Genomic DNA, 23038 nt, shown 5'->3' on the forward strand with positions numbered 1-23038 from the left:
GGCGGCGGCACGCAGATGCTGGTGTCGAATCAGGGCAATGCCGTGAACTTCATGCAGGTTCAGGGCGCGGCCACAAGCGGCATGGTCGGCTGGCAGGCGATGGGGGCGGATGCGAATATCACCACCATCATCGGCCAGCCCAAGGGCGCCGGGGCTGTGCTGGCGCAAATCCCTGACTCCACTGCGGCGGGAGGCAATTCGCGCGGTGGCAATGCGGTGGATTTGCAGACCAGCCGCACCGCTGCCACCCAGGTGGCCAGCAGCCAATACAGCGGGGTGCATGGCGGCAGTGCCAACACCGCCTCGGCCAGCGGGGCGACCGTCGCTGGAGGAACCACGAACACCGCCGCAGGGGCTTATGCGGCCATTTCCGGTGGAGTCAGCAACACCGCCGATGGAAGCTATTCCTGGGTGCCGGGCGGCTATTATGCCAGCCCGCGTGGGGCCTATGGCAAGGGCGCGTTCGCAGCCGGGCGCTTCGCCACCAATGGCGATGCGCAACGGGGCTGGTCGGTGCTGCGAAAGCAAACGACCGATGCCACCCCATCTCGCGTCACCGCTGACGCTGGCGCTGCCTCCGCCACCAACACGCTGAACCTGCCCAATTTCGGTGCCTTTTACGGCCGCTTGCGCGTCATCTCGAAAATGCAGGGCAGCACCGATGTTGCCGTGTGGGATGTGGTGGTGGCGGCCGTGCGTGGGGCCAATGCTGCCACCACGGTGGTCTTCCTGGGGGCCAATGCCAGCCTGGCGCCCACCGCCACCAATGGCAGCAGCGCCCCCAATTGGCGGCTGAGCATCGCCGCCGACATGAGCAATGGCGGCATTGCGATCAGCGTCACCGGCGCTGCCACCAGCACCATCAACACTGTCGCCACTTTCGACAGCACCGAAACCGTCACCGTGAGCTGAGGAGACCATCATGGCCTTTCTGCAACCCATCGAAATCCACGAAACCGGCGTCTGCGCGCAATATTGGCGCCTGACGCATCTCCAGATGGACATCACCGCCTCCATCGTCGAGGCAAAGATCCACGGCTATCTCGACGAGGCCGCCCGCCGCGCCGGCAAGAGCCCGCTTTCGGTCATGAGCTTCCGCCTGCCCAGCGAGGGCCTGGTGAAGAACAGCGCCCTGGCGCTGAGCGACATCTACAACGCCGTGCGCGCCAGCGCCCAAGGCGGGGATGGCTCCGGCGGAATGCTTCCACCGCTCTTCCGCGCGGCCAAGGACATCTGAAGCCAAAGCCGCCTGCCATTCCTCCATCGCAATAAGGAAAAACCCATGAGCTCTCTCACCGATCACGCCAAGAACCTCCTTGCCCGCACGCTGTGCGGCCGCACGCCCGTTGCCCCCACGGCGGTGTATGCGGCCTGGGCACCGGTGGCAGCGACCCCACGGGCCTCACCGGTGAACCGGTGGGCAATGGCTATGCCCGCCAGCGGGTGGCCTTCACCGGCACCAGCGTGCAGACCAATGCGGAGGCGATCCGTTTCAGCTTCACCGGCGCGGTGGGCACGCTGTCGCATCTGGGCCTGTTCGATGCCGCGGCCGGCGGCAATCCGCTGAGCTGGGGCACGCTCTCCGCCGCCACCGCCGTCACCGGCTCGGGCACCGTCACCGTCAATCCAGGCAGCCTCACCATGACCGGGGAATGAGCCCGGCCCCGCGCCTGCCATGTTCCGGCCCGGCGCCGGCGGATGCAGGCGCGAAGCACATGGCAGAGCCTGCCAGTGACGAACCCGCCATGCGTCTCATCGCGCGAAAGGGGCGATGGCCATCATGGCCATCGCCCCCCCCCGGCAGGATGAGACGCGCCAAGCCTGCGGCCGGAATAACGAAAAAGCCATGATCAGGGTCCAAAAACGCCGCAATCCATGCCAATAAGGCAGCAGATGAGGGGCTTTGAATGACCATTCTGATCACCGGCGGCCTGGGCTTTATTGGTTCAGCCGTGCTGCGGCGGCTGCTGGCAACGACCGATCAGGTCGTGGTCAATATTGATTGCGCGACCTATGCCGCCAGCCCGGAATCGCTGGGCGATTGGCTGACCCACCCACGCCATATGCATATCAAGGCCGATATTTGCGACGTGGCAGCCATGCAGGCCGCCTTCGCCCAGCACGCGCCGGGGCGGGTGATGCACCTCGCCGCCGAAAGCCATGTGGACCGTTCGATCGACGGGCCGGCGCAGTTCATCCAGACCAATGTGGTGGGCACCCAGGTCCTGCTGGAAGCCGCGCGCGCGCATTGGAGCAAGCTCGAAGGTGCTGCCAGGCAGGCCTTCCGCTTCCATCACGTCAGCACCGATGAGGTGTTCGGCAGCCTGGGCCCGCAGGACCCGCCCTTTGACGAGCACACTGCCTATGACCCTCGTAGCCCCTACAGCGCCTCCAAGGCAGCGTCCGACCATCTGGTCCGCGCCTGGGAGCACACTTATGGCCTGCCCGCCTTCGTCTCCAACACGACGAATAATTACGGCCCCTGGCAATTCCCCGAAAAGCTGATCCCGCTGGTCACGCTCAATGCGCTGCATGGCCAGCCCCTGCCGGTTTATGGCGATGGCCAGCAGGTGCGTGACTGGATTCATGTCGAGGACCACGCGGAGGCGCTGTGCCTGGCGCTGTTCCATGGCCAGCCGGGCCAGACCTATTGCCTGGGCCCACGCCAGGAACGCACCAATCTCGATGTGGTGCGCGCCATTTGTCGCATCCTCGACGAAAAGCGCCCCGACCCCCATGGCCCGCGGGAACGGCTGATCACCTATGTGAAAGACCGGCCGGGCCACGACCAGCGCTATGCCATGGACCCCTCGGGCGCCGAGCGCGCATTGGGCTGGAAGGCGCGGCATGGCTTCGAGGAGGGGCTGGCCGCCACCATCCAATGGTATCTCGACAATGAGGCCTGGTGGGGGCCGATCCGTGCCCGCAAATATGCCGGCCAGCGACTGGGGAGCGCGTCATGAACATCGCGTGGTGGAAAAACAAGCGGGTCTTCGTCACCGGCGGCGCCGGTTTCCTCGGCTCCAACCTTTGCCATACCCTCGCCCGTGCCGGCGCGCGGGTGACGGCGCTGGACGCGATGAGCGAGGAGGGCGGCGCCAATCCCCGCAACCTCGATGGCGCCGGGGTTTTGCTGGTCCGTGGCGACCTGCGCGACACTGAGCTGCTGTCTCTCGCCCAGGGCTCGGATGTGCTGTTCAACATGGCGGCGCAAACCAGCCATATGGGCGGCCAGAAGGACCCGGTGGCCGATATCGGCATCAATGCCGTGGCACAGGTGCGCCTGATCCAGGCGATGCGCGATGCGGCGCCACAGGCGCGGGTGGTGCATGCTTCCACCCGGCAATTCTATGGCCGGCCCATCGCGCTGCCGGTCAATGAACTGCACCCGGTGAACCCGCCCGACGCCAATGGCGTCTCCAAATGGGCAGGCGAGCAATATTGGCTGCTGGAATCCCGCGTTCTCGGCCGCCCGGTCGTCTCGCTGCGGCTGACCAATTGCTATGGCCCGCGGCTGCGCATTCGTGACGCCAAGCAGACTTTTCTGGGCATCTGGATCCGCCGGGTGCTGGAGGGCGAGCCCTTCGAGGTCTGGGGCGGTGCGCAGCTGCGCGACCTCTCCTATGTCGATGACGTGACCGAGGCCTTCATCACCGCCGCCGAGCAGGCCGACCAGCCCAGCGTGAAGGGCCAGGTGTTCAACCTCGGCGGCTCACCGCCAATCTCCCTGCTCGACCTGGCCGAGCGGCTGATCGCCGCCAATGGGGGCGAGGGCAGTTTCGCCACCCGCGAATTCCCCGCCGACCGCGCGCCAATCGACATCGGCAGCTACCATGCCGATGATAACGCCTTTAGAAACGCCACCGGCTGGGCGCCGGCCACCTCGCTCAATGAGGGGCTGCGCCTATCGCTGGCTTGGTACCGCGAACGCCTGAACGATTATCTCTAGGATAAGAGCCGATGAACGCACCGCTCACCATGATCGCCCAGGCCGACCCCGGGGCCGGCTACCGCGCCCTGAAGCCCGAAATCGACGCCGCCGTGGCGCGGGCGCTCAATTCGGGCTGGTACATTTTAGGCCAGGAAGGTGCTGCCTTCGAGCGCGAATACGGCGCCTGGCTGGGTGAAGGCATGCAGGCCGTGGGCTGCGCCAATGGCACCGATGCCATCGCGCTGATCCTGCGCGGCATGGGGATTGGCGAGGGGGCGACGGTGGTCACCGTCTCGCACACCGCCGTCGCCACCGTCGCCGCCATTGAGATGGTGGGCGCAACCCCCCTGCTGCTCGATATCGACCCCGACACTTACACCATGGACGCCGATGAACTGGCCGCCGTGCTGGAAGATCCACCGCCGGGCATCCCGCCGATCCGCGCCGTGGTGGCGGTGCATATCTACGGCCAGGCCTGCGACCTCGGGCCCATGCTGGCGGCCTGCGAAAAGGCGGGCGTGCCGCTGATCGAGGATTGCGCGCAATGCCATGGCGCCACCTTGGGCGGGCAAATGCTCGGCACCATCGGCCATGCCTCGGCCTTTTCGCTCTACCCCACCAAGAATCTGGGCGCGCTGGGCGATGGCGGCGTGCTGGCCACGCGCGATATCGAACTGGCAGGGCGCATCGCTGCCATCCGGCAATATGGCTGGAAGGAGCGCTATGTCTCCTCGCTGATCGGCATCAATAGCCGGCTCGATGAGGTGCAGGCCGCGATCCTGCGCACCAAGCTGCCGCATCTCGATGCCGGCAATGCCCGCCGCCGCGCCATCGCCGATGCTTATGACGCAGCCCTGGCCGGTGGCCGCTTCACGCCCCCGCTGCGCCGGGCCAATGCCACCCATGTCTTCCACCAATATGTGCTGCGCAGCGATGACCGCGCAGGGGTGATGGCACGGCTGAAGGCCGAGGGCGTGGGCACGGGCATCCATTACCCGGTGCCGGTGCATGAGCAATCGGCCTATGCCGGCCGAACCGCGCTCGGCCCGGCGGGCTGTGCGGAGACCAGTGCGGCGGCCAAGGTTGTGTTCTCGCTGCCAATGTATCCGGAGTTGAGCGACGCGCAGGTAGAGCAGATTTGCGGCGCGCTCAGCCGGCTGGGTTAGGCTTTTTCTCACCCGGCAGGGCAATGCCGGTCAGCGCCTGATAGGCGCGGATGACGAAGGCATCATCCTTGCCGCCATGGCCCTGCGCCGCGGCGGCAACGAATAACTGCAAGGCCTGCGCCGCCAGCGGGATGGGGAAATTCGCCTCCCGCGCCAGCGCATCCACCAGGCCCAGATCCTTCACGAAAATATTCACCGCCGAGAGCGGCGTGTCATCGCCGGCCAGCACATGGGCCATGCGGTTGCCGAACATCCAGGAATTGCCCGCCGCCCCCGTCACCACGCCATAAATCTGCGCGGGGTCCAGCCCGGCCTTGATGCCCAGCGCCATCGCCTCGGCGGCGGTGGCGATATGCACCCCGGCCAGCAACTGGTGCACCACCTTCATGGTCGCACCCAGGCCCGGCGCCTCGCCCAATTCCCACACCTTGGCGGCCACCCGCTCCAGCACCGGCCGCGCTTTGTCGAAGGCGGCCACGGAGCCACTGGCCATCACCGTCAGCGCACCATTGGCCGCCCCCGTGGCACCGCCCGAAACCGGGGCATCAAGATACAATAACTGGCGCGACGCCGCCTCCTCCGCCAGCGCCCGCGCATCCGCCGGCGCCATGGTGGCGGAGACGATCAGCACCGCCCCAGGGGCCAACCTTTCGGCGCAACCCTCAGGGCCGAACAACGCGGCGCGCGCCTGGGCGGCATTCACCGTGAGCACCAGCACGGCCTCAATGCCCGGCGGCAGATCGCAGGCGCGTGCCACCGAAGGCCCGGCAAAGGCGAGGCGCGCCCGCTCACTCGGGTCGCAGCCGGTCACATCCAGGCCCTTGGAGAGCATGCTGGCGGCGGCACCCTGGCCCATGCTGCCCAGGCCTATGGCGGCGATTTTCATGCGGCGTAGCTTTCCCTCTGGTTGAGCAGCGCCGGGTCGAAGCCAGCGAGTTGCTTGTAGTTTTGCGCGGTCTCGCGCAGTTCGGCATCCGAGATCACATCATGCAGCCGCGCAAAGCCATGCGGCGCGCGGCGATGCACCTCCTCCAGCACCAGATCCGGCCCCAGGCCGCGATTGGCAATGGTGAGCGCCGCCGTGGCGGGCCGGCGCGCGGCATCATAGGCGGCGAGTCCCGCCTCTACGCTGGGCGCGCGCTTGAGATGCATGGCCAGCACCCGCGCATCCAAAATGGCCTGGGAGGAGCCATTGGAGCCAATCGGGTACATGGGATGCGCGGCATCGCCCAGCAGGGTGATGCGGCCGATGCTCCAGGCCTCCAGCGGGTCACGATCCACCATCGGGTATTCGAACACCGCCTCGGCGCGGCGCATGAGCGCCGGCACATCGAGAAAATCCCAGCGCCAGGCTTCGTAGAGCGGCACAAAGGCCTCGAGGTCAGCCGTGCGGTTCCAATCCTCCCGGTTCCAGGCCGTATCCTCTGGAAAGACCTTTTCGGCGATCCAGTTGATCAGCTGCGTGCCATCGGGGTTATTGGCGATGGGGTAGCAGACGAATTTCAGGTCGTGATGGCCGCATTGGATCATCGTGGCCCCGCCGAGAAAACCCTCCGCCACCGAGGTCGCCCGCCACAGCACGGCGCCCTTCCAACGCGGTGGGCCCTCATCAGGGTGGCGTTGCGCACGGGCGGCGGAATGAATGCCATCCGCCGCCACCAGCGCATCGGCGGTGGCGCTGCTGCCATCGGCGAAATGCGCCGTCGCGCCATGCGCGTCCTGGCTGGTGGATATCATCCGCTTGCCAAGATGCACCCGCCCCGCCCCCAGCCTGGCGCGGACCTCAGCCAGCAGCAGCATATGCAGTCGGCCACGATGGATGCTGTATTGCGGCCAGTGATAGCCCGCCGCGAGGCCCCTTGGCTCGCGCCAGATTTCCTGGCCATGGGCGGAGATATAGCGCAATTCGCGCGTGGCAATGCCGGTGGCGGCCAGGGCATCGGCCAGCCCCAACTCGGTCAGCTCCCGCACCGCATGGGGCAGAATATTGATGCCCACGCCCAGCGGGCGGATCTCGGCCACGCTTTCAAACACCTCGGCCTCGATGCCCGCCGCATGCAGTGAGAGCGCCGTGGTCAGCCCCCCAATACCGCCACCCGCTATGATCACCCGCATCCCAGCAGCCTCCCCTGAACCAGTCTTGTCCCGCGCGGCCCCTGGCGACAAGCCGTTCAGTCGGTGATGCGGCGCAGCAGGGCCAGCAACATCGCCTGTTCGCCGGCATCAAGGTCCTGCATCAGCGCCTGATTGGCACGCTGGCCCGCTTGGCGCGCCTGCTGGACGAGACACTCGCCCTCCTGGGTGATCGACAGCACCACGGTGCGGCGGTCCATCGGGTCCTTCTCGGTGCGCAGCAGGCCGCGCAGCGCCAGGCGCTTCATCACCCCTTGGGCGGTGGCGGGGTCCATGGCGACGAGGCGGCCGAGGCGGTTCTGCGTCACCCGGCGCAATTCGGCGAGTTTGGTCAGGGCGGCAAATTGCGGCGGCGTCAGCCCCGTAGCGGCGGCAGATTCTTGGAACAGCGCCTGGTGGCGCTGCAGCGCGCGGCGCAGCAAGTGGCCAGTGGAGGAATCGAGTCGGTAGGGGCCAAGCATGGAAGAGTCGTTGAAGTCGCCCGTGACGGACACCTCATTGTCATGCAGAACGGCAGACGAGACTTCGTTGGCAGCGACCATGGAACGTTTTCAATCAGCTTTCCACGTCAATGACCCATGCGGAATGCTGACGTCAAGCATCGGAATTCATTGCCAATCCGCAACACCATGACCAAGAGCGAAATATGGTCTGCGCTTCGTGGGCGGAATGGCCTATCTCGCCATGATACATGGTCTATACAATTTGGCATCGCGACGCCTGACGGTGAGAATGGAGGCCCCTTTGGTGGCTGGCTTTTTCGAAGGGGCAATCATCGCATTGCCGCTCGGCGCATGATGGGTTCCATCGCCTCTTCCCTGGCGGAAGCCTGGGAATCCGGCCAACCGGTGGCGCCGCTGGCCGCTGATCACGCCCTCACCAGCCTCGATGCCGCCGAGACTGTGGCGGGCGAGGTGCTGGCAAAACTGGCCCTGGCACCATGCGGCATCCGCGTGACCCAGTCCGGATTGGTGGGCGCCATGCTGCCCGGGCGGATCATGGCCCAGGGCCGCCCGCTGCCGCTCGCCGTGCTGCCCCATGGCCGCGCCGCGCCCGCGCTGCTGGTGGTGCTGGCCGAGGCCATAACCGAGAGTGATACCGGCATGCCGGCACTGGCCCAGCTTCACCCCGCGCTGGACCTCAGCGCCTCGCGCTGGCGGGATGGGCCGGCGAATATGTTTGCGGCGGCGGCCGATCTGGCCGGGCTGGGCCAGGTGGTGATCGGCAAGGGCAAGGCGCCGTCATGGCCGTCTTCATGCGCTTTGGGGCCGCACCGGGCGCGCCGGGCAGAGGTTGGCGCCTTGTTTGAGACAGCGCTGCGTGCCGCGCGCGAGGCCGGCGGCCTGCCGCTGGGCGCGGTTCTTGTCCTGGTGTTCGACAGCGCGGCCGAGGCGCTGGCCGCGCCCGGGCCGGTCACCGCCCGCTGGACTGGCCTGGGTGTGGTGAGCGCCGAGTTGCGCTGACTACAGCGCCACCACCAGGTCAATTTCCACCAGCGCCCCCAGCGCCAAGCCGGTCACGCCCACCGTGGTGCGGGCCGGCAAGGCGCCGGGCGGGAAGGCAGCCTCCCACACTGCGTTCATCGCCGCATAATCACGCTCGAACCGGGTGAGGTAGATGCGCGCCATCGCAATGCGCTCCCACAGCGCGCCGCTGCCGGCCAGCACGCTGTGCAGGTTGCTGATTACCTGCCTGGTCTGCACCGCCACATCGCCCTCCACGCAGCGGGTATTATCCTCGGGCATGGTTGGCATCTGGCCAGTGACGAAGAGGAAATCCCCAGCCCGCACCGCATGGCTGAAAGGGGCCACGCGCCTGGGCCCGCCGGGCAGGAGGATATGGGTGAGTTCCAGCATCAAAGCGCGCGATCGGCCCGGGTGGCGGCCAAATCATCCTCACGGAAGGCGGCGATGATGGCCGGCAGATGCGACTGCTCGGCAAAGCCCAGCGCCCGGGCGCGACGGGAGAGGAAGCGCGCCGGCCAACCGCCGACAATGGCCGCCACATTGGCGTCGGGCACAGCCTTCACCCGCGCGCGCTCCACAGGTGAGAGAGCATCCAGCATCTCGCCCACCGTCACGGTGAGCCCGGGCGGGTTCACGCCACGATCCATGCCCAGGGGGGAAGTATCCATAAAGCCAGCATGCAGCAGCCATTCCACCACGATGCGCGGCGAACTCACCCATAGAGCAAAATCCTCGCCCACCGGCAGCGTGGCCTCCAAGCCCAGCATGGGCTCGCGCAAGATCGCCGATACGAAGGAGGAAGCCGCCGCATTGGGCCTGCCGGGGCGGATGATCACCGTGGGCAGACGGATGCTGAGGGCATCGAGCAGCCCGCGGCGCGAGGCATCCTGCAGCAGCAATTCGCCCGCCGCCTTTTGCGCGCCATAGCTGTTGGCCGGCATCTGCCGGGCATCGTCATCCAGAATGGCGCTCTGCCCGCCGCCAAAACTGGCGACAGAGCTGGTAAAGACCAAGCGTGGCGGCCTCGCACAGCCCCGCGCGGCCTGGATGACCGCCAGCGTGCCCTGCAGGTTCACCCGCAGCCCCAGGTCAAAATCTGCCTCGGCCGCCGCACTCACCACGGCGGCGAGGTGATAGATGATGTCGGTCTCAGGCGGGATGGCTGCGGCCAATGCGGCCGGGTCGGCCACATCGCCGGCCAGGCAGCGCACCGGGAAGGGTGCGGCCAGCGGCGCGGGCACCACCATGTCGAAAAGGGTCAGCGATGTGGCCCGCCCCTCCGCCGCCAGCCGGGCGGCCAGCTTGCGCCCCAGAAACCCCGCCCCGCCCAGAATGGTGATGTGCATCTCGCCCCCATTGGTTTTATCGCGCAGCATGGCGCCATGATCATGAACCATCCCTACTGCCTCTTCCTCAATCCGCGCCAGGGTGTGCCGGGTGTGGTCGTGCTGACGGAGGGCGGTTTTCGCCGTGCCAGCGCCGAAATCACCGCCTGGCCCGGCTATGCGCCCACGCCGCTGCGCGAATTGCCAGCGCAGGGTTTCGCGTCCCTGCATTATAAGGATGAGGCAGAGCGCTTCGGCCTGGGTTCCTTCAAGGCGCTCGGCGGCGCCTATGCGGTGCAAAAACTGGTGGTGGGCGAATTGGCCCGCGCCGGCATCCGTGCCACCGGGGCCGAGGTGTTTTCCGGCCAGCACCAACCAAACGTGACCGTCACCTGCGCCACCGATGGCAATCACGGCCGCTCCGTGGCCTGGGGTGCGCGGCAATGCCATGCCGCCTGCGTCATCTTCGTCCATGAACATGTGAGCCAGGGCCGGCGTGACGCCATCGCCGCCTATGGCGCCGAGGTGCGGGAGGTGGCGGGCAATTACGATGACAGCGTGCGCGCCGCCTCCGCCGCGGCCGAGTCGAATGGCTGGCACGTCATCAGCGACACCTCCTGGCCCGGCTATACTGAGCCCCCGCGTGACGTGATGCAGGGCTATCGCCTCATGGCCGAGGAGGCTTTGGCCGCCATGGAGCAGCCACCCACCCATGTCTTCGTGCAGGGCGGGGTGGGCGGGGTTGCGGCCGCGGTCTCCGTGCAATTGCGCGCCCGGCGCATCCCGGCAAAGCTCATCGTGGTGGAACCAGACGAAGCTGCCTGCCTGCTGCTCAGCGCCGAGGCCGGCGAGATCCGCGTGGTAGATGGCGACCTGCCCACGCTGATGGCGGGCCTGGCCTGTGGCGAGCCCAGCCTGCTGGCATGGCAGGAATTGGAACGCGCCGCCCATGCCTTCATGGCCGTGCCCGATGCGGCGGCGGTGGAGGCGATGCGGGCGCTGGCGCCTTTGGGTATCGTGGCGGGCGAATCCGCCGTGGCCGGGCTGGTGGGCGCCATCCTCGCCGGGCGCGACGGCGCCCTGGGGCTGGGGCCGGAGAGCCGCGTGCTGGTCTTTGGCACCGAGGGCGCCACGGACCCGGAGCTCTATGCCCGGCTGGTGGCAGGGGGGTAACCTCGCGCAGGGGCAATCCGCTTCACGCGTCCGTCACAAACTTGTCATTGAACCGCAATGCTGGAAGGCTACCTGCCGCCAGCCAATAAAACCCCACATGGGAGAACACCGCATGAAGCGCCGCACCCTCGGCATGGCCTCCGCCGGCCTCGCCCTGCCCATCGCCGCCCCTGCCCTGGCGCAGGGTGGCCCCATCGAGATTTCCTTCTGGCATGGCCTGCCGCAGCCGCTCGGTGGCTTGCTGGAGGGCATCGCCAACCAGTTCAATGAGAGCCAGCGCCGCTTCCGCATTGTCTCCAGCTTCCGCGGCAGCTACCCCGAAACCATGGTCGCCGCCATCGCCGGCTTCCGCGCCTCCAGCGCGCCGCATATCGTGCAGATGTTCGAAGTCGGCACTGGCACCATGATGTCGGCCGGCCGCGCGGTGAAGCCGCTGCATGAATTGCTGGCCGAGACCGGCGTGAGCATCAATTTCGACGACTACCTGCCGGCAGTGAAGGGCTACTACAGCCTCAGCGACGGCCGGATGATGTCCATGCCGTTCAACTCCTCCACCGCGATCATGTTCTACAACAAGGACGCCTTCCGCCGTGCGGGCCTGAACCCCGACCAAGCACCCGCGACCTGGGCCGATATCCGCGCCACCGCCACCCGCCTCAAGGCCGCTGGGCACGAAATGCCCTTCACCACCGCATGGCCGACCTGGTGCCAGGTGGAACAACTCAGCGCCATCCACAACACGCCGCTGGCCACGCTGGATAACGGCTTTGGCGGCCTGAGCGCCGAGTTGGCCATCAACAACCCGCTGATGCTGCGCCACCTCAGCACGCTGGTGGAAATGGGTCGCGAGAATACCTTCCGCTGGGGCGGGCGCGATGGCGCGGGTGATGCGCTCTTTGCCAATGGCTCGGCCGCGATGATCCATGCCAGTTCCGGCGCGCGCGCCCGCTTCGTGCGCGAACTGCCCGGCGGCGTTGCCAATATGGGTGTGGCCATGCTGCCCTATTACAATGACGTGGCCGGCGCGCCCCTCAACTCGATCATCGGTGGCGCCAGCTTCTGGGCGATGAACCGCGGCCCGAACGCCACGCGCTCGGCCGATGAAAACCGCGGCATCGCCGAATTCTTCGCCTTCCTGGCACAGGCCCGGGTGGCCGCCGCCTGGCACACTGAGACGGGCTTCCTGCCTGTGACCAAGACCGCCTTCGAGCAGGTCCGGGCCAGCGGCTTCTATACGCAAAATCCCGGCGCCGACATTCCCATCCAGCAGCTGCTGCGCGGCGGCGGGCAGATGACGGGCAATACCCGCGGTATCCGCCTTGGTGGCTTCGTCGAGATCCGCGTGATCATGCAGGAAGAAATGGAACGCGCCCTGCAAGGTGGCCAGACGCCGCAGCAGGCGCTGACCAACACCGTCACGCGCGGCAATGTGGTGCTGCGCAACTTCGAACGGTCCAACCGCGCGTGAGCCGCCCAGCGCCGGCCTCCCATCTGTTTCGGGGGACGGCGCTGCCCTGGCTGTTGTTGCTGCCGCAATTGGTGATCACCGCCCTGTTCTTCTTCTGGCCGGCGGGGCAGGCGGTGTGGCAGTCTCTGCTGCGCGAGGATGCCTTTGGCCTGCGCAGCGAATTCGTCGGCCTCGAAAATTTCGCCGATGTGTTGGCAGACCCGACCTGGCTTGCCGCCTTCGGCCGCACGCTGCTCTTCTCCGGTTCGGTGGCCTCTCTGGCCCTGGTCTCCGCGCTCTTCCTAGCGGTGCAGGCGGACCGCAATATCCGCGGCGCCTCGGCCTTCAAAACCCTGCTGATCTGGCCCTATGCGGTGGCGCCGGCGGTGGCGGCGGTGCTGTGGCTGTTCATGTTCCACCCCAATATCGGCATTTTCGGCCGCATGCTGAATGCCGCCGGCATCGCCTGGGATTATAAGCTGAACGGCGATCAGGCGATGCTGCTGGTCATTGTCGCCAGCGCCTGGAAGCAGGTCTCCTATAATTTCATCTTCTTCCTCGCCGGGCTGCAAAGCATACCCAAATCGGTGCTGGAGGCCGCCGCCATCGATGGCGCCAGCCCGCGCTACCGGTTCTGGACGGTGGTGTTTCCCCTGCTCTCGCCCACCGCGTTTTTCCTGCTGGTGGTGAACCTGGTCTATGCGTTTTTCGACACTTTCGGCGTCATCCACGCGCTCACCCAGGGCGGCCCGGGCAAGGCGACGGAGACACTGATCTACCGCGTCTATACCGATGGCGTGGTCAATCTGAACCTGGGCTCCTCGGCGGCGCAGAGCGTGATCCTGATGGTGCTGGTGGTGGGGCTCACCTTCATGCAGTTCCGCTATGTCGAGCGCCGGGTGCATTACTGATGCGCCGCACGCCCATGGCCTATCTCTGGCTCACCCTGGGCGTGCTGGTCTTCGCCTTCCCGATCTATATGACGCTGATCGGCAGCACCCATGATGCCAGCACGATCGGCCGCGGCGATGTGCCGCTGCTGCCAGGGCCCCTGGGTGGAGAGAATTACGCCAATGCCTGGAACGGCACCGGCGGCGGGCGCATTCAGGGCCAGCCCGCCGGCCTCATGCTGGCCAATTCGCTCATCATGGCGTTGTGCATCGCGGCCGGAAAAATCGCCATCTCGCTGCTCTCGGCCTTCGCCGTGGTATATTTCCGCTTCCCGGGGCGGATGCTCGCCTTTTGGCTGATCTTCATCACGCTCATGCTGCCCGTCGAGGTGCGCATCATCCCCACTTTCCAGGTGATGGTCGATCTCTCGCTGACCAATTCGAGGGCGGGCCTCATCGTGCCGCTCATGGCCTCGGCCACCGCCACGCTGCTCTTTCGGCAATTCTTCCTCACCATCCCACGCGAATATGTGGAGGCGGCGAAGGTGGATGGTGCAGGGCCGCTGCGCTTCTTCCGTGACGTGGTGCTGCCGCTCTCGGTCACCAATATCGCGGCGTTGTTCGTCATTCTCTTCATCTATGGCTGGAACCAATATCTCTGGCCGCTGCTGATCATCAATGAACGCTCACTGGAGACCATCGTGGTGGGGCTGACCAAGATGATCGGCACCGGCGATTCACAAAATGAATGGAACATCATCATGGCCACCGCGGTGATGGCGATGCTCCCGCCTGTCGCCGTGGTGGTGCTGATGCAGCGCTGGTTCATCAAAGGCCTGACGGAGACCGAAAAATAAATGGCCACCCTCAAGCTCACCGACATCAAAAAGCAATTCGGCACCACCCAGGTGCTGCATGGCGTCGATCTCAACGTGGCCGAGGGCGAGATGATCGTCATTGTCGGCGCCTCGGGCTGCGGCAAATCCACCCTGCTGCGGATCGTGGCCGGGCTGGAATTCGCAACCTCCGGCCAGGTCGATATCGGCGGGCAAGACGTCACGGGGTTGGACCCGGCCGAGCGCGATGTGGCGATGGTGTTCCAGAACTACGCGCTCTACCCGCATATGAGCGTGTTCCAGAACATGGCCTATGGCCTAAAAATCCGCCGCATGGCGCCTGAGGATATCCGCAAACGCGTGGCCCAGGCCGCAGCCCTGCTGGGCATAGAGGCGCTGCTGGAACGCCGCCCGCGCGAACTCTCCGGCGGCCAGCGCCAGCGTGTGGCCATGGGCCGCGCCATCGTACGGGAGCCAAAACTCTTCCTCTTCGATGAACCGCTGTCGAACCTCGATGCCAAGCTGCGCGTGCAGATGCGCGCCGAGATCAAGCGCCTGCAACGCCGCCTCGGCGTCACCGCACTCTTCGTCACGCATGACCAGGTGGAGGCCATGACGCTCGGCGATAGGCTGGTGGTGATGCATCAGGGCCATGCCGCGCAGGTTGCAACGCCTATGGAAATCTGGTCCCGCCCCGCCGATACCTATGTGGCCAGCTTCATCGGCAGCCCGGCAATGAATTTCCTGCCCGGCACGATGGAAGGCGGCGCGGTGCGGCTCGATCTGGGGCTGAAGCTGCATCTGCCCGCCACGCCGGCCCTGGCCGATGGCCATAAGGTGACGCTGGGCATTCGGCCGGAACACCTCTGCCCGGGTGCGGGCGGCATCACCATGAATCTGGAGCTTCTCGAACCTCTGGGCAGCGAAACCGTGGCCCATGGCCGGCTGCCCGATGGCACCGAATTGACCGCCCGCCTGCCCGGCGAGGTGACCACGGAAGGCCCGCTCAGCCTGCTCCTGCCATCGGAACACCTCCATCTGTTTGACGCTGCAACCGGCAAACGGATTGGCGCCTGAGGGCCCGCTTGCGGCCTACGGCCCGTCCCTCCATTCTCCAGCCAAAATGAGGAGATTGTCATGTATCGCCGCACCCTGATGGCCGCCGCTGCCGCCGCACCCTTCGCCGCCCAGGCTCAGGCCGAATGGCCCAGCCAGCCCGTGCGCATGGTTGTGCCCTTTGCCGCCGGCGGCCCCACCGATGTCCCCGCCCGCCTGCTGGCCGATGAAATGTCGCGCAACCTGCCCAACCGCATCGTGGTGGAAAACCGCACCGGCTCGGGCGTTGTCATCGGCACCGATATGGTGGCCAAGGCGCCCAAGGATGGGCTAACCATTCTCTACACCACCGTGGGCCACGCGGTGACGCGGGCGATGTTCGACCGGCTGCCCTTTGACCCGGTGGCGGATTTCCAGCCCATCGCGCTTGTCGGCCAGGTGCCGATGATCATGCTGGTAAACAATGATTTCCCGGCCCGGACACTGCCCGAATTCCTCGCCATCATCCGCGCCAATCCCGGCCGATATGATTATGCCTCCAGCGGCAATGGGGGTGCGGTGCATCTGGCATCGGAATTGTTCCTGCATCTGGGCGGGGGGTTGCGGATGAACCACATCGCCTTCCGCGGCAGCGCCCCAGCCTATCCTGACATTCTGGCCGGGCGCATCCCGATGATCATCGAGGTCGCCGCCGGGGCGCTGGGGCAGATTCAGCGCGGGGCGCTGCGGCCGCTGGCCATTTCCACCGCGCAACGCAGCAGCCTCGCACCCAATATCCCCACCTTCATCGAGGGCGGCGTGCCGGGCTATGAGGCCTATACTTGGCATATGGTGATGGCACCCGCGGGCACGCCAGCGCCGGTGGTCAGCGCCATCCACGCCGCCGTCAGCCGCGCCGTCACCCAGCTGACACCCAGGTTGACCGAGATGGCGATGGAGGTGGTGCAGGGCAGCACCCCGGCCTCGGCCAGCGCATTCCTGGCCAGTGAAATGGCAAAGTGGGAGCCCATCATCCGCGCTGCCGGCATTCGCGCCAACTGAGGGCCTGGGCCACGCCGCGTGGTCCAGCGGTTGTTGAGGGGATGATTGAGCGTTTATGGCGATTTCGCCTCAACGCATTATGCTCTCACGGGTGGTGAAAAGCGAAGATCGAGGGGCTTTGCCCCTCGAGCACCCCAGCAGGACACTTTGTTTCCCGCACCTTAGTTTAGTTATTGATTTTAATATTGATCAAAGGTCCAGAAACATCGTCGACATACCTGTCGACCCTGGTGGGAGAGCGCGAGAGGGCAAAGCCATTTCGCTCTTTTCCTCCCCCATCAGCCTTGTTCATCAGCCTGCTACAGCTGCCCCAGCACCCCATGATCCCAGCGCGACAGCACGGGCATAGCCCGCAGATTCTGCTGCCGCGCATCCATGCGCAGGCCCCAGCCATTGGCCAGCGTGCCCTCGGGCAGGTCAACAGCCATCATGCCCTGGCGCAGATCCGGCCCACGCAGCGCATCCATCACCGGCCGCGCCAGTGAAAACGCCGCCAGCGAATGGCCCGAACGCGGCGCCGCACCATAGCGCCGGCGATAGGCATCGGTGAAGGGATGGCCAGGCGGCACCGGGGGCAGGTCGATCACCAGCGTGCCGTCATGGCCTTCACCCGCCGCCCGCGCCGTATCCGCCACCGCATGCCCACCGGCTATGCCCACCACCAGCCGGGGCCGCCAGCCCTCCTCGCGGAAACCGCGGAACAAGGCGGCAATCTCGCCCTCACTGCCGGTATGGAGCAGCAGATCGGCGCTCAGGCTGCGCAGGCGCTGCACGGCATGGCCCATCTCGCCGGCAGGGGCGTTGAAGCGGCCGGCGGGCGCTATGCCAATGGCCGCCAGAGAGGCCTCCGCGGCATTGCAGACCGCATCCGATGAAGCGCCTCCGCCACCGAAGATCACCACCCGCATGGCCTCCAAGGGCTCGCCCAGCAGACGAGGCAGGGTTGTGCCCATGGCACCGGCCACCGCAGCACCCAGCTGCGCCGCGCCGGGACCCAGGCGCCAGAGCTGTCGCAGGCCGCGGTCAATGATATTGTCTGCCACCGCATTGAGTTCAAAGAAGGGCAGGCCCGCCGCCTCCGCCGCCTGGGTCGTTGCCAGCGCGATGGCAGAGGAGACACTGCCGAAAACCGCCGCCGGGCGTTCGGCCAGCATGCGGCGCAACTCAGCCACGCCCTGGGCGGCATCGGGCGCATCGGCCCGCACCACGCGGAAACGGGGGGCATTCACCCGCTCATCGGCCGCCAGTTCCAGGCCACGACAGGTTTCATCGCCCAGCACACCCAGCGCCCCGGTCAAAGGCAGCAGCGCCAGAATGCGCAATTCAGCCGGCTGGGCGCGGGCAAGCGCCGGCACGGCCAAAATGGCGGCAAGGCTGCGGCGGCTGGGAGATTGGTCCAACAAGATGGGACATTGTTGCAACCCAACACCCCCTCCGCAAGGCACGGCTTGACGACAATACTGCGGCAAGGCCACCTGCACCCCATCAAAGGAAGCACGCCATGGCCTTACCCGCAGACATGATGTTCATCGCCCATGGCGCCGGTGGCCCGGCCGAGGTGATGCTGCCCGCCCGCGGCCCGCTGCCCTCGCCCCGCCCGGACGAGGTGCTGATCCGGGTGGAGGCGGTGGGCGTGAACCGACCCGATGTGCTGCAGCGCGAGGGCAAATATCCCAACCCACCCGGCGCCAACCCTGTGCTCGGCCTGGAATGCGCCGGCGTGGTGGTGGAGGCGGGCCCCGATGCCGGTGCCTGGAAGCCGGGTGATCGCGTCTGCGCGCTGACCAATGGCGGCGCCTATGCTGAATATTGCACCGCCCCGGGCACGCAATGCCTGCCCTGGCCAAAGGGATATTCCGCCATTCAGGCCGCCGCCCTGCCCGAGACCTTCTTCACCGTCTGGGCCAACCTCTTCGGCCACGGCAAACTGGCGGCGGGTGAGACCGCGCTGGTGCATGGCGGCACCTCCGGCATCGGCACCACCGCCATCATGCTGGGCACGGCGATGGGGGCGAAGATCATCGCCACCGCCGGCTCGGACGAAAAATGCGCCGAATGCCTCAAGCTGGGCGCCGTCGCCGCCATCAACTACCGCAGCCAGGATTTTGTCGAAGAGGTGAAGCGCGCCACCGATGGCGCGCTGGTGAATGTGGTGCTCGACATGGTGGGCGGGCCGTATATGCAGAAAAACCTGCGCTGCCTGGCCATGGATGGGCGGCTGGTCTTCATCGCCTTCCTCGGTGGCGAGATGGCGGAAAACCTCGATCTGCGCCCGATCATGCTCAAGCGCCTGGTGGTGACGGGCAGCACCATGCGGCCGCGCAGCACCGCTCAGAAAGGCGCCATCGCCACCGCACTGCTCGAAAAAGTCTGGCCGCTGCTCGATGCAGGCGCCTTCGCCCCGGTGATCCATGCGGTGATGCCGCTGCAGGATGCGGCAGCCGCGCATACCCTCATGGAAAGCTCCGCCCATATCGGGAAGATCATGCTGACCGTGGCGTGACCCAGGCCCGCGGATTCAAGCTTCTTCTGCTGGCGGTTGTGCTCTTCGGCGGCGTTTGGCCAGTCACCAAACACGCCCTGATGCATGCCACACCGCTGTGGTTCGCCACCTCCCGCGCGGGGCTGGCGGTGATTTCGGCCACGCTGCTGGCCTTGCTCCTGCGGCGGCTGCGCTGGCCGGCGCGGCAGGACATGCTCTCGGTGCTGGCGCTGGGCAGCCTGCAATTGGCCGGCTTCTTCCTCTTGGCCCATCTCGCTTTGGCGCTGGTGCCGGCGGGGCGCACCGCGGTGCTGAGCAATGTCACGCTCATGTGGCTGGTGCCGCTCTCCATGCTGGTGCTGAAGGAGCGGATATCGCCCATGCGCTGGGGCGCCGTCGCCCTGGCCATGCTGGGTGTGGCCATCATGCTGGGCCCCTGGGCGATTGATTGGCAGGCACCCGGGGCGGTGAGCGGGCATGCGTTGCTGTTGGGCGCATCGCTCTCCTGGTCGGTGGCCATCGTGCTGGTGCGGCGCTTCCCGCCGGTGTCACCGATGATCGACCTGCTGCCCTGGAGCTTTTCCCTGGCGACCTTGATCCTCGGCACGGCGGCGCTGCTGCGCGAACCGGGCGGCGGCATTGGCATGGAGGCCTGGCCGCATGCCGCCTTTATCGGACTGCTGGCGGCACCCATCGGCACCTGGGCGGTGATCGAAAGCGGGCGGCACCTCAATGCCGTGCTCGCCTCGGTGGGTTTCCTGCTGGTGCCGGTGCTGGGGCTGGGCCTGGCCACGACATGGCTGGGCGAGCCGCTGGGTTGGGATCTCATCCTGGGCGGCGTATTGATCATGGGCAGTGTGGTGATGGCGGCGCGCGGATGATTCTGAACACGGTGGAGACAGGCGAGGGCCCGGCCCTGGTCATGCTGCATGGCCTGATGGGTGCAGCACAGAATTTCGGCGGCCTGGCCCGGCGGCTGGGCCAGACCCACCGCGTGCTGGCGATGGATGCGCGCAACCATGGCGCCAGCCCCCATGCGCCAGGGATGGATTACACCGCCCTGGCCGAAGATGTGGCCGAGACAATGGCGGCGCGCGGCCTGGACCATGCCGCGGTGCTCGGCCATTCCATGGGCGGCAAGATCGCCATGATGCTGGCGCTGACCCGGCCGGAATTGGTCGAAAGGCTGGTGGTGGCGGATATCTCGCCGGTGCGTTACGCCGCCCCTTCGCGCGCCTATGTGGTGGCAATGCAGGGCCTGGTCCTCACCCCCGGCATGACCCGGCGCGACGCCATGGCCGCCCTGCTGCCGGCCGTACCCGAAGAGGTTATCCGCGGTTTCCTGCTACAAAATCTCATCTTTGACGGCGATGTCCCGCGCTGGCGTGTCGCGCTGGACTGGATCGCCGCCGGCATGGACGCCATCGAGGATTTCGCCCCCCCCGCAGGCGCGCGCTATGACGGACCGGCGCTCTTCATTCGCGGCACCCGCAGCGATTATGTGCTGCCGGCGTATATGCCCGCCATCGGAGGCTTCTTCGCGCATGCGCAGCACGCCGCTGTGGAGGCCGCGCATTGGGTGCATTCGGAAAATCCGCATGCTTTCCTAGCCGCGCTGGAGCCGTTTCTGGCAAGCTGATAAAACACCTCGAACAAGCTGCGGAAAAAAAGACAGCAACAGCTTTGCCCCACCCCAAAAATGAATATTATCAAAAATATATCGAAGGTGGAGGAAACTCAGTTTCCTCCTGGGGTGCTCGAGGGGCAAAGCCCCTCGATCTTCTTCCCCCTCACCGTTCGTTTTTCAACAGCCTGCGCCCCCCCCGACCTAGATGCGCCGGGGGCGACTGACGCGGCGCGGCGAAACTGCTATTCTGGCCTGATGAGCACGCAACTCCCCCTAGATCCCAAACTGCTTGAAATCCTGGTCTGCCCCGTCACCCGGGGCCCGCTTCGCTATGACCGCGAAAAGGCGGAGTTGATCAGCGACGAAGCCTCGCTCGCCTATCCCATCCGTGACGGCATCCCCATTATGCTGCCGGGCGAGGCGCGCAAACTGGAGCCGTGAGCGCGCCGACGGCGCTGGTCTATCGGCGCGAGGCCCGCGAATTGGAACTGCGCTTTGCCGATGGCGCGCGCTTCTGCCTGCCGGCAGAGTATTTGCGGGTGGAAAGCCCCTCGGCGGAGATTCAGGGCCATGCGCCTGGCCAGAAAATCATTCTGGGCGGCAGGCGCCATGTCGGCATCATGCGTATCGAGCCTGTGGGCCATTACGCGGTGCGCCTCGTCTTCGATGATCTGCATGATAGCGGTATTTTCACCTGGAGCTATTTGCGCGCGCTGGGCGAGGAGCAGCAGCGCCGCTGGGCCGCCTATGAGCAGGCCTTGGCAGCGCGCGGCCTGTCGCGCGATCCGTCTCCGCGCAACACATAAAGATATGCTTATGGGTGTGTTGCCCTGCACCAGCCCCCATGCTACGGCCCCGCCATCACATACGGAGCCTGCCGCAGATGCCCGACTACATTGTTAAGGACATTTCCCTCGCCGCCTGGGGCCGCAAGGAACTCAACATGGCGCAGGATGAAATGCCGGGCCTGATGGCCACGCGCGCCGAATTCGCCGCCAGCCAGCCGCTCAAGGGTGCCCGCGTCGCCGGCTGCCTGCACATGACCATTCAGACCGGTGTGCTGATCGAGACGCTGACGGCGCTCGGCGCCGAGGTCCGCTGGTCCTCCTGCAACATCTTCTCCACCCAGGACCACGCCGCGGCCGCCATTGCCGAAACCGGCGTGCCGGTCTTCGCCATCAAGGGCGAGACGTTGGAGGAATATTGGGATTACGTCCGCAAGACCCTCGAATGGGCCGATGGCGGCGAGCCCAATATGCTGCTCGACGACGGCGGCGACATGACCCTGCTGGTGCATTACGGCCTGAAGGCCGAGCAGGGCGACGTGGCCTTCCTCGAGAAGGCTTCCAATGAGGAAGAGACCGTCTTCTTCGCCCTCATCAAGAAGTGTCTGGCCGAGAAGCCGGGCTGGTTCGCCAAGCTGGCCGCCTCGATCAAGGGCGTTTCGGAAGAAACCACCACGGGCGTGCACCGCCTCTATGTGATGGCCAAGGAGGGCAAGCTGCTCTTCCCCGCCATCAATGTGAATGACAGCGTCACCAAGTCGAAATTCGACAACCTCTATGGCTGCCGCGAATCGCTGGTCGACGCCATCCGCCGCGGCACCGACGTGATGATGGCCGGCAAGGTCGCCGTGGTCTGCGGCTATGGCGATGTGGGCAAGGGCTCGGCCGCTTCGCTGCGCAATGCCGGCTGCCGCGTGCAGGTGACGGAGATCGACCCGATCTGCGCCCTCCAGGCCGCGATGGAAGGCTACCAGGTCGTCACCATGGAAGAGGCGGCGCCGACGGCCGACATCTTCGTCACCGCCACCGGCAATGTGGATGTCATCACCGCCGACCACATGCGGGCGATGAAGCACCGCGCCATCGTCTGCAATATTGGCCATTTCGACAGCGAAATTCAGGTCGCCGCCCTGAAGAACTACAAGTGGGACAATGTGAAGCCGCAGGTCGATGAGATCGAGTTCCCCGACGGCAAGCGCATCATCCTGCTCTCCGAAGGCCGCCTGGTGAATCTGGGCAATGCCACCGGCCACCCCTCCTTCGTCATGTCGGCCTCCTTCACCAACCAGTCGATCGCGCAGATCGAGCTGTGGACCAACCCCGGCAAATACGAGAACAAGGTGTATGTGCTGCCCAAGCACCTCGATGAGAAGGTGGCCATGCTGCATCTCGACAAGGTGGGCGCGAAGCTGACCAAGCTGCGGGCCGACCAGGCCAGCTATATCGGCGTGCCGAGCGAAGGCCCCTTCAAGGCCGAAGCCTACCGCTACTGATCGCGGCGCGAGGAAGACGGCTTTGGCCGTCTTCCTCGCCATCGCGCGATGATGCGCCTGCGGCCATTAACCCCTTTTCCTTTCTTCCGATTGCCGTATATCCCGCCCGGTCACGACCTCCGGGAGATAACGCATCATGGATCGCCGCAACCTGCTGGGCCCCGCCGCCCTCTCGGCCGCCGCCCTC

The 23038-nt window shown here is 66.2% G+C and carries 25 protein-coding genes; 19 read left to right on the plus strand and 6 right to left on the minus strand.

The window, feature by feature from the left end:
- From ABWP84_RS02380 to ABWP84_RS02405, 6 genes are all read left to right on the plus strand, one after another.
- Positions 1 to 912 (plus strand): hypothetical protein (locus tag ABWP84_RS02380; RefSeq protein ID WP_353210392.1); only part of this gene is annotated, 912 nt, incomplete at its 5' end.
- Positions 913 to 922: 10 nt separating this feature from the next.
- Positions 923 to 1237, plus strand: a complete 315-nt coding sequence (locus ABWP84_RS02385; protein WP_353210393.1) for a hypothetical protein — start codon at positions 923 to 925, stop codon at positions 1235 to 1237.
- A gap of 92 nt (positions 1238 to 1329) precedes the next feature.
- The gene (locus ABWP84_RS02390; protein ID WP_353210394.1) at positions 1330 to 1656 is read left to right on the plus strand and encodes a hypothetical protein; all 327 of its coding nucleotides are present in this window, start codon (positions 1330 to 1332) and stop codon (positions 1654 to 1656) included.
- 251 nt (positions 1657 to 1907) lie between these two features.
- On the plus strand, positions 1908 to 2963 hold the full coding sequence (rfbB, locus tag ABWP84_RS02395) for a dTDP-glucose 4,6-dehydratase (RefSeq protein WP_353210395.1): 1056 nt from the start codon (positions 1908 to 1910) through the stop codon (positions 2961 to 2963).
- Positions 2960 to 3949, plus strand: coding sequence for an NAD-dependent epimerase/dehydratase family protein (locus ABWP84_RS02400; protein WP_353210396.1), 990 nt, complete (start codon positions 2960 to 2962; stop codon positions 3947 to 3949). The genes rfbB and ABWP84_RS02400 overlap by 4 nt, the downstream gene beginning before the upstream one ends.
- Positions 3950 to 3960: 11 nt before the next feature.
- Positions 3961 to 5097, plus strand: coding sequence for a DegT/DnrJ/EryC1/StrS family aminotransferase (locus tag ABWP84_RS02405; RefSeq protein ID WP_353210397.1), 1137 nt, complete (start codon positions 3961 to 3963; stop codon positions 5095 to 5097).
- Here the strand turns inward: ABWP84_RS02405 and ltnD are convergent.
- Genes ltnD through ABWP84_RS02420 form a run of 3 tightly spaced genes read right to left on the minus strand, consistent with a single transcriptional unit; the run spans position 5081 to position 7772 of the window.
- Positions 5081 to 5983, minus strand: coding sequence for an L-threonate dehydrogenase (gene ltnD / locus ABWP84_RS02410; RefSeq protein WP_353210398.1), 903 nt, complete (start codon positions 5981 to 5983; stop codon positions 5081 to 5083). The genes ABWP84_RS02405 and ltnD overlap by 17 nt on opposite strands.
- Positions 5980 to 7212, minus strand: coding sequence for a flavin-dependent oxidoreductase (locus tag ABWP84_RS02415; protein ID WP_353210399.1), 1233 nt, complete (start codon positions 7210 to 7212; stop codon positions 5980 to 5982). The genes ltnD and ABWP84_RS02415 overlap by 4 nt, the downstream gene beginning before the upstream one ends.
- 56 nt (positions 7213 to 7268) lie before the next feature.
- A complete protein-coding gene (locus ABWP84_RS02420; protein WP_353210400.1) occupies positions 7269 to 7772 on the minus strand; it encodes a MarR family transcriptional regulator in 504 nt (167 codons plus the stop codon).
- 252 nt (positions 7773 to 8024) lie between these two features.
- On the opposite strand from ABWP84_RS02420, the gene ABWP84_RS02425 reads away from it, so the two are divergent.
- Entirely contained in the window at positions 8025 to 8693 is a 669-nt protein-coding gene (locus ABWP84_RS02425; RefSeq protein WP_353210401.1) for a hypothetical protein, read from the plus strand.
- On the opposite strand, the gene ABWP84_RS02430 is transcribed toward ABWP84_RS02425, so the two are convergent.
- Together ABWP84_RS02430 and denD are read right to left on the minus strand one after the other, a co-directional pair.
- Entirely contained in the window at positions 8694 to 9086 is a 393-nt protein-coding gene (locus tag ABWP84_RS02430; protein ID WP_353210402.1) for a RidA family protein, read from the minus strand.
- Entirely contained in the window at positions 9086 to 10072 is a 987-nt protein-coding gene (gene denD / locus ABWP84_RS02435) for a D-erythronate dehydrogenase (RefSeq protein WP_353210403.1), read from the minus strand. Before denD ends, ABWP84_RS02430 begins: the two co-directional genes overlap by 1 nt.
- A 12-nt stretch (positions 10073 to 10084) precedes the next feature.
- On the opposite strand from denD, the gene ABWP84_RS02440 reads away from it, so the two are divergent.
- The 6 genes from ABWP84_RS02440 (at position 10085) to ABWP84_RS02465 (ending at position 16464) form a co-directional block, all read left to right on the plus strand.
- Complete coding sequence (locus ABWP84_RS02440; protein WP_353210404.1) at positions 10085 to 11194, plus strand: diaminopropionate ammonia-lyase; 1110 nt, start codon at positions 10085 to 10087, stop codon at positions 11192 to 11194.
- A gap of 112 nt (positions 11195 to 11306) precedes the next feature.
- Positions 11307 to 12662 carry a sn-glycerol-3-phosphate ABC transporter substrate-binding protein UgpB gene (ugpB, locus tag ABWP84_RS02445; protein WP_353210405.1) on the plus strand — a complete coding sequence of 452 codons (1356 nt, stop codon included), beginning with the start codon at positions 11307 to 11309 and terminating at the stop codon, positions 12660 to 12662.
- Positions 12659 to 13552 (plus strand): sn-glycerol-3-phosphate ABC transporter permease UgpA, encoded by an 894-nt coding sequence (gene ugpA, locus ABWP84_RS02450; protein ID WP_353210406.1) that lies wholly within the window; start codon positions 12659 to 12661, stop codon positions 13550 to 13552. Before ugpB ends, ugpA begins: the two co-directional genes overlap by 4 nt.
- Positions 13552 to 14388: a sn-glycerol-3-phosphate ABC transporter permease UgpE gene (gene ugpE / locus ABWP84_RS02455; protein WP_353210407.1), complete on the plus strand. Its 837-nt coding sequence runs from the start codon at positions 13552 to 13554 to the stop codon at positions 14386 to 14388. The genes ugpA and ugpE overlap by 1 nt, the downstream gene beginning before the upstream one ends.
- Positions 14389 to 15444, plus strand: a complete 1056-nt coding sequence (locus tag ABWP84_RS02460) for a sn-glycerol-3-phosphate ABC transporter ATP-binding protein UgpC (RefSeq protein ID WP_353210408.1) — start codon at positions 14389 to 14391, stop codon at positions 15442 to 15444. It abuts the gene before it with no gap.
- Positions 15445 to 15504: 60 nt separating this feature from the next.
- Positions 15505 to 16464 carry a tripartite tricarboxylate transporter substrate binding protein gene (locus ABWP84_RS02465; protein ID WP_353210409.1) on the plus strand — a complete coding sequence of 320 codons (960 nt, stop codon included), beginning with the start codon at positions 15505 to 15507 and terminating at the stop codon, positions 16462 to 16464.
- Between the two features lie 299 nt (positions 16465 to 16763).
- Here the strand turns inward: ABWP84_RS02465 and ABWP84_RS02470 are convergent, their stop codons facing one another.
- Entirely contained in the window at positions 16764 to 17867 is a 1104-nt protein-coding gene (locus ABWP84_RS02470) for an ABC transporter substrate-binding protein (RefSeq protein ID WP_353210410.1), read from the minus strand.
- A 98-nt stretch (positions 17868 to 17965) separates the two neighbouring features.
- Here ABWP84_RS02470 and ABWP84_RS02475 point away from each other — a divergent pair, with 98 nt between their 5' ends.
- The 6 genes from ABWP84_RS02475 to ahcY all read left to right on the plus strand — a co-directional run bounded on the left by ABWP84_RS02475 (position 17966) and on the right by ahcY (position 22851).
- Positions 17966 to 18967 (plus strand): NAD(P)H-quinone oxidoreductase, encoded by a 1002-nt coding sequence (locus tag ABWP84_RS02475; RefSeq protein WP_353210411.1) that lies wholly within the window; start codon positions 17966 to 17968, stop codon positions 18965 to 18967.
- Positions 18964 to 19827: a DMT family transporter gene (locus ABWP84_RS02480; RefSeq protein WP_353210412.1), complete on the plus strand. Its 864-nt coding sequence runs from the start codon at positions 18964 to 18966 to the stop codon at positions 19825 to 19827. The genes ABWP84_RS02475 and ABWP84_RS02480 overlap by 4 nt, the downstream gene beginning before the upstream one ends.
- Positions 19824 to 20585 (plus strand): alpha/beta fold hydrolase, encoded by a 762-nt coding sequence (locus ABWP84_RS02485; protein WP_353210413.1) that lies wholly within the window; start codon positions 19824 to 19826, stop codon positions 20583 to 20585. Before ABWP84_RS02480 ends, ABWP84_RS02485 begins: the two co-directional genes overlap by 4 nt.
- A gap of 243 nt (positions 20586 to 20828) precedes the next feature.
- Complete coding sequence (locus ABWP84_RS02490; protein ID WP_353210414.1) at positions 20829 to 21014, plus strand: Trm112 family protein; 186 nt, start codon at positions 20829 to 20831, stop codon at positions 21012 to 21014.
- Positions 21011 to 21379: a DUF971 domain-containing protein gene (locus ABWP84_RS02495; protein WP_353210415.1), complete on the plus strand. Its 369-nt coding sequence runs from the start codon at positions 21011 to 21013 to the stop codon at positions 21377 to 21379. Before ABWP84_RS02490 ends, ABWP84_RS02495 begins: the two co-directional genes overlap by 4 nt.
- A 77-nt stretch (positions 21380 to 21456) precedes the next feature.
- The gene (ahcY, locus tag ABWP84_RS02500) at positions 21457 to 22851 is read left to right on the plus strand and encodes an adenosylhomocysteinase (protein WP_353210416.1); all 1395 of its coding nucleotides are present in this window, start codon (positions 21457 to 21459) and stop codon (positions 22849 to 22851) included.
- Positions 22852 to 23038 lie beyond the last annotated feature (187 nt).

Origin of the sequence: Rhodovarius sp. (assembly GCF_040399605.1) — a bacterium.
GTDB lineage: Bacteria > Pseudomonadota > Alphaproteobacteria > Acetobacterales > Acetobacteraceae > Rhodovarius > Rhodovarius crocodyli_A.

Bases quoted from the DNA above. Each gene is read 5' to 3' on its own strand.
- ABWP84_RS02440 (WP_353210404.1), top strand. From the start codon at position 10,085: ATGAACCATCCCTACTGCCTCTTCCTCAATCCGCGCCAGGGTGTGCCG.
- ugpE (WP_353210407.1), top strand. From the start codon at position 13,552: ATGCGCCGCACGCCCATGGCCTATCTCTGGCTCACCCTGGGCGTGCTG.
- ABWP84_RS02490 (WP_353210414.1), top strand. From the start codon at position 20,829: ATGAGCACGCAACTCCCCCTAGATCCCAAACTGCTTGAAATCCTGGTC.
- ABWP84_RS02405 (WP_353210397.1), top strand. From the start codon at position 3,961: ATGAACGCACCGCTCACCATGATCGCCCAGGCCGACCCCGGGGCCGGC.
- ABWP84_RS02485 (WP_353210413.1), top strand. From the start codon at position 19,824: ATGATTCTGAACACGGTGGAGACAGGCGAGGGCCCGGCCCTGGTCATG.
- ABWP84_RS02415 (WP_353210399.1), bottom strand. From the start codon at position 7,212: ATGCGGGTGATCATAGCGGGTGGCGGTATTGGGGGGCTGACCACGGCG.
- ABWP84_RS02430 (WP_353210402.1), bottom strand. From the start codon at position 9,086: ATGCTGGAACTCACCCATATCCTCCTGCCCGGCGGGCCCAGGCGCGTG.
- ABWP84_RS02460 (WP_353210408.1), top strand. From the start codon at position 14,389: ATGGCCACCCTCAAGCTCACCGACATCAAAAAGCAATTCGGCACCACC.
- ABWP84_RS02385 (WP_353210393.1), top strand. From the start codon at position 923: ATGGCCTTTCTGCAACCCATCGAAATCCACGAAACCGGCGTCTGCGCG.
- rfbB (WP_353210395.1), top strand. From the start codon at position 1,908: ATGACCATTCTGATCACCGGCGGCCTGGGCTTTATTGGTTCAGCCGTG.
- ABWP84_RS02425 (WP_353210401.1), top strand. From the start codon at position 8,025: ATGATGGGTTCCATCGCCTCTTCCCTGGCGGAAGCCTGGGAATCCGGC.
- ABWP84_RS02420 (WP_353210400.1), bottom strand. From the start codon at position 7,772: ATGGTCGCTGCCAACGAAGTCTCGTCTGCCGTTCTGCATGACAATGAG.
- ltnD (WP_353210398.1), bottom strand. From the start codon at position 5,983: ATGAAAATCGCCGCCATAGGCCTGGGCAGCATGGGCCAGGGTGCCGCC.
- ABWP84_RS02465 (WP_353210409.1), top strand. From the start codon at position 15,505: ATGTATCGCCGCACCCTGATGGCCGCCGCTGCCGCCGCACCCTTCGCC.
- ABWP84_RS02475 (WP_353210411.1), top strand. From the start codon at position 17,966: ATGGCCTTACCCGCAGACATGATGTTCATCGCCCATGGCGCCGGTGGC.
- denD (WP_353210403.1), bottom strand. From the start codon at position 10,072: ATGCTGCGCGATAAAACCAATGGGGGCGAGATGCACATCACCATTCTG.
- ahcY (WP_353210416.1), top strand. From the start codon at position 21,457: ATGCCCGACTACATTGTTAAGGACATTTCCCTCGCCGCCTGGGGCCGC.
- ugpB (WP_353210405.1), top strand. From the start codon at position 11,307: ATGAAGCGCCGCACCCTCGGCATGGCCTCCGCCGGCCTCGCCCTGCCC.
- ABWP84_RS02400 (WP_353210396.1), top strand. From the start codon at position 2,960: ATGAACATCGCGTGGTGGAAAAACAAGCGGGTCTTCGTCACCGGCGGC.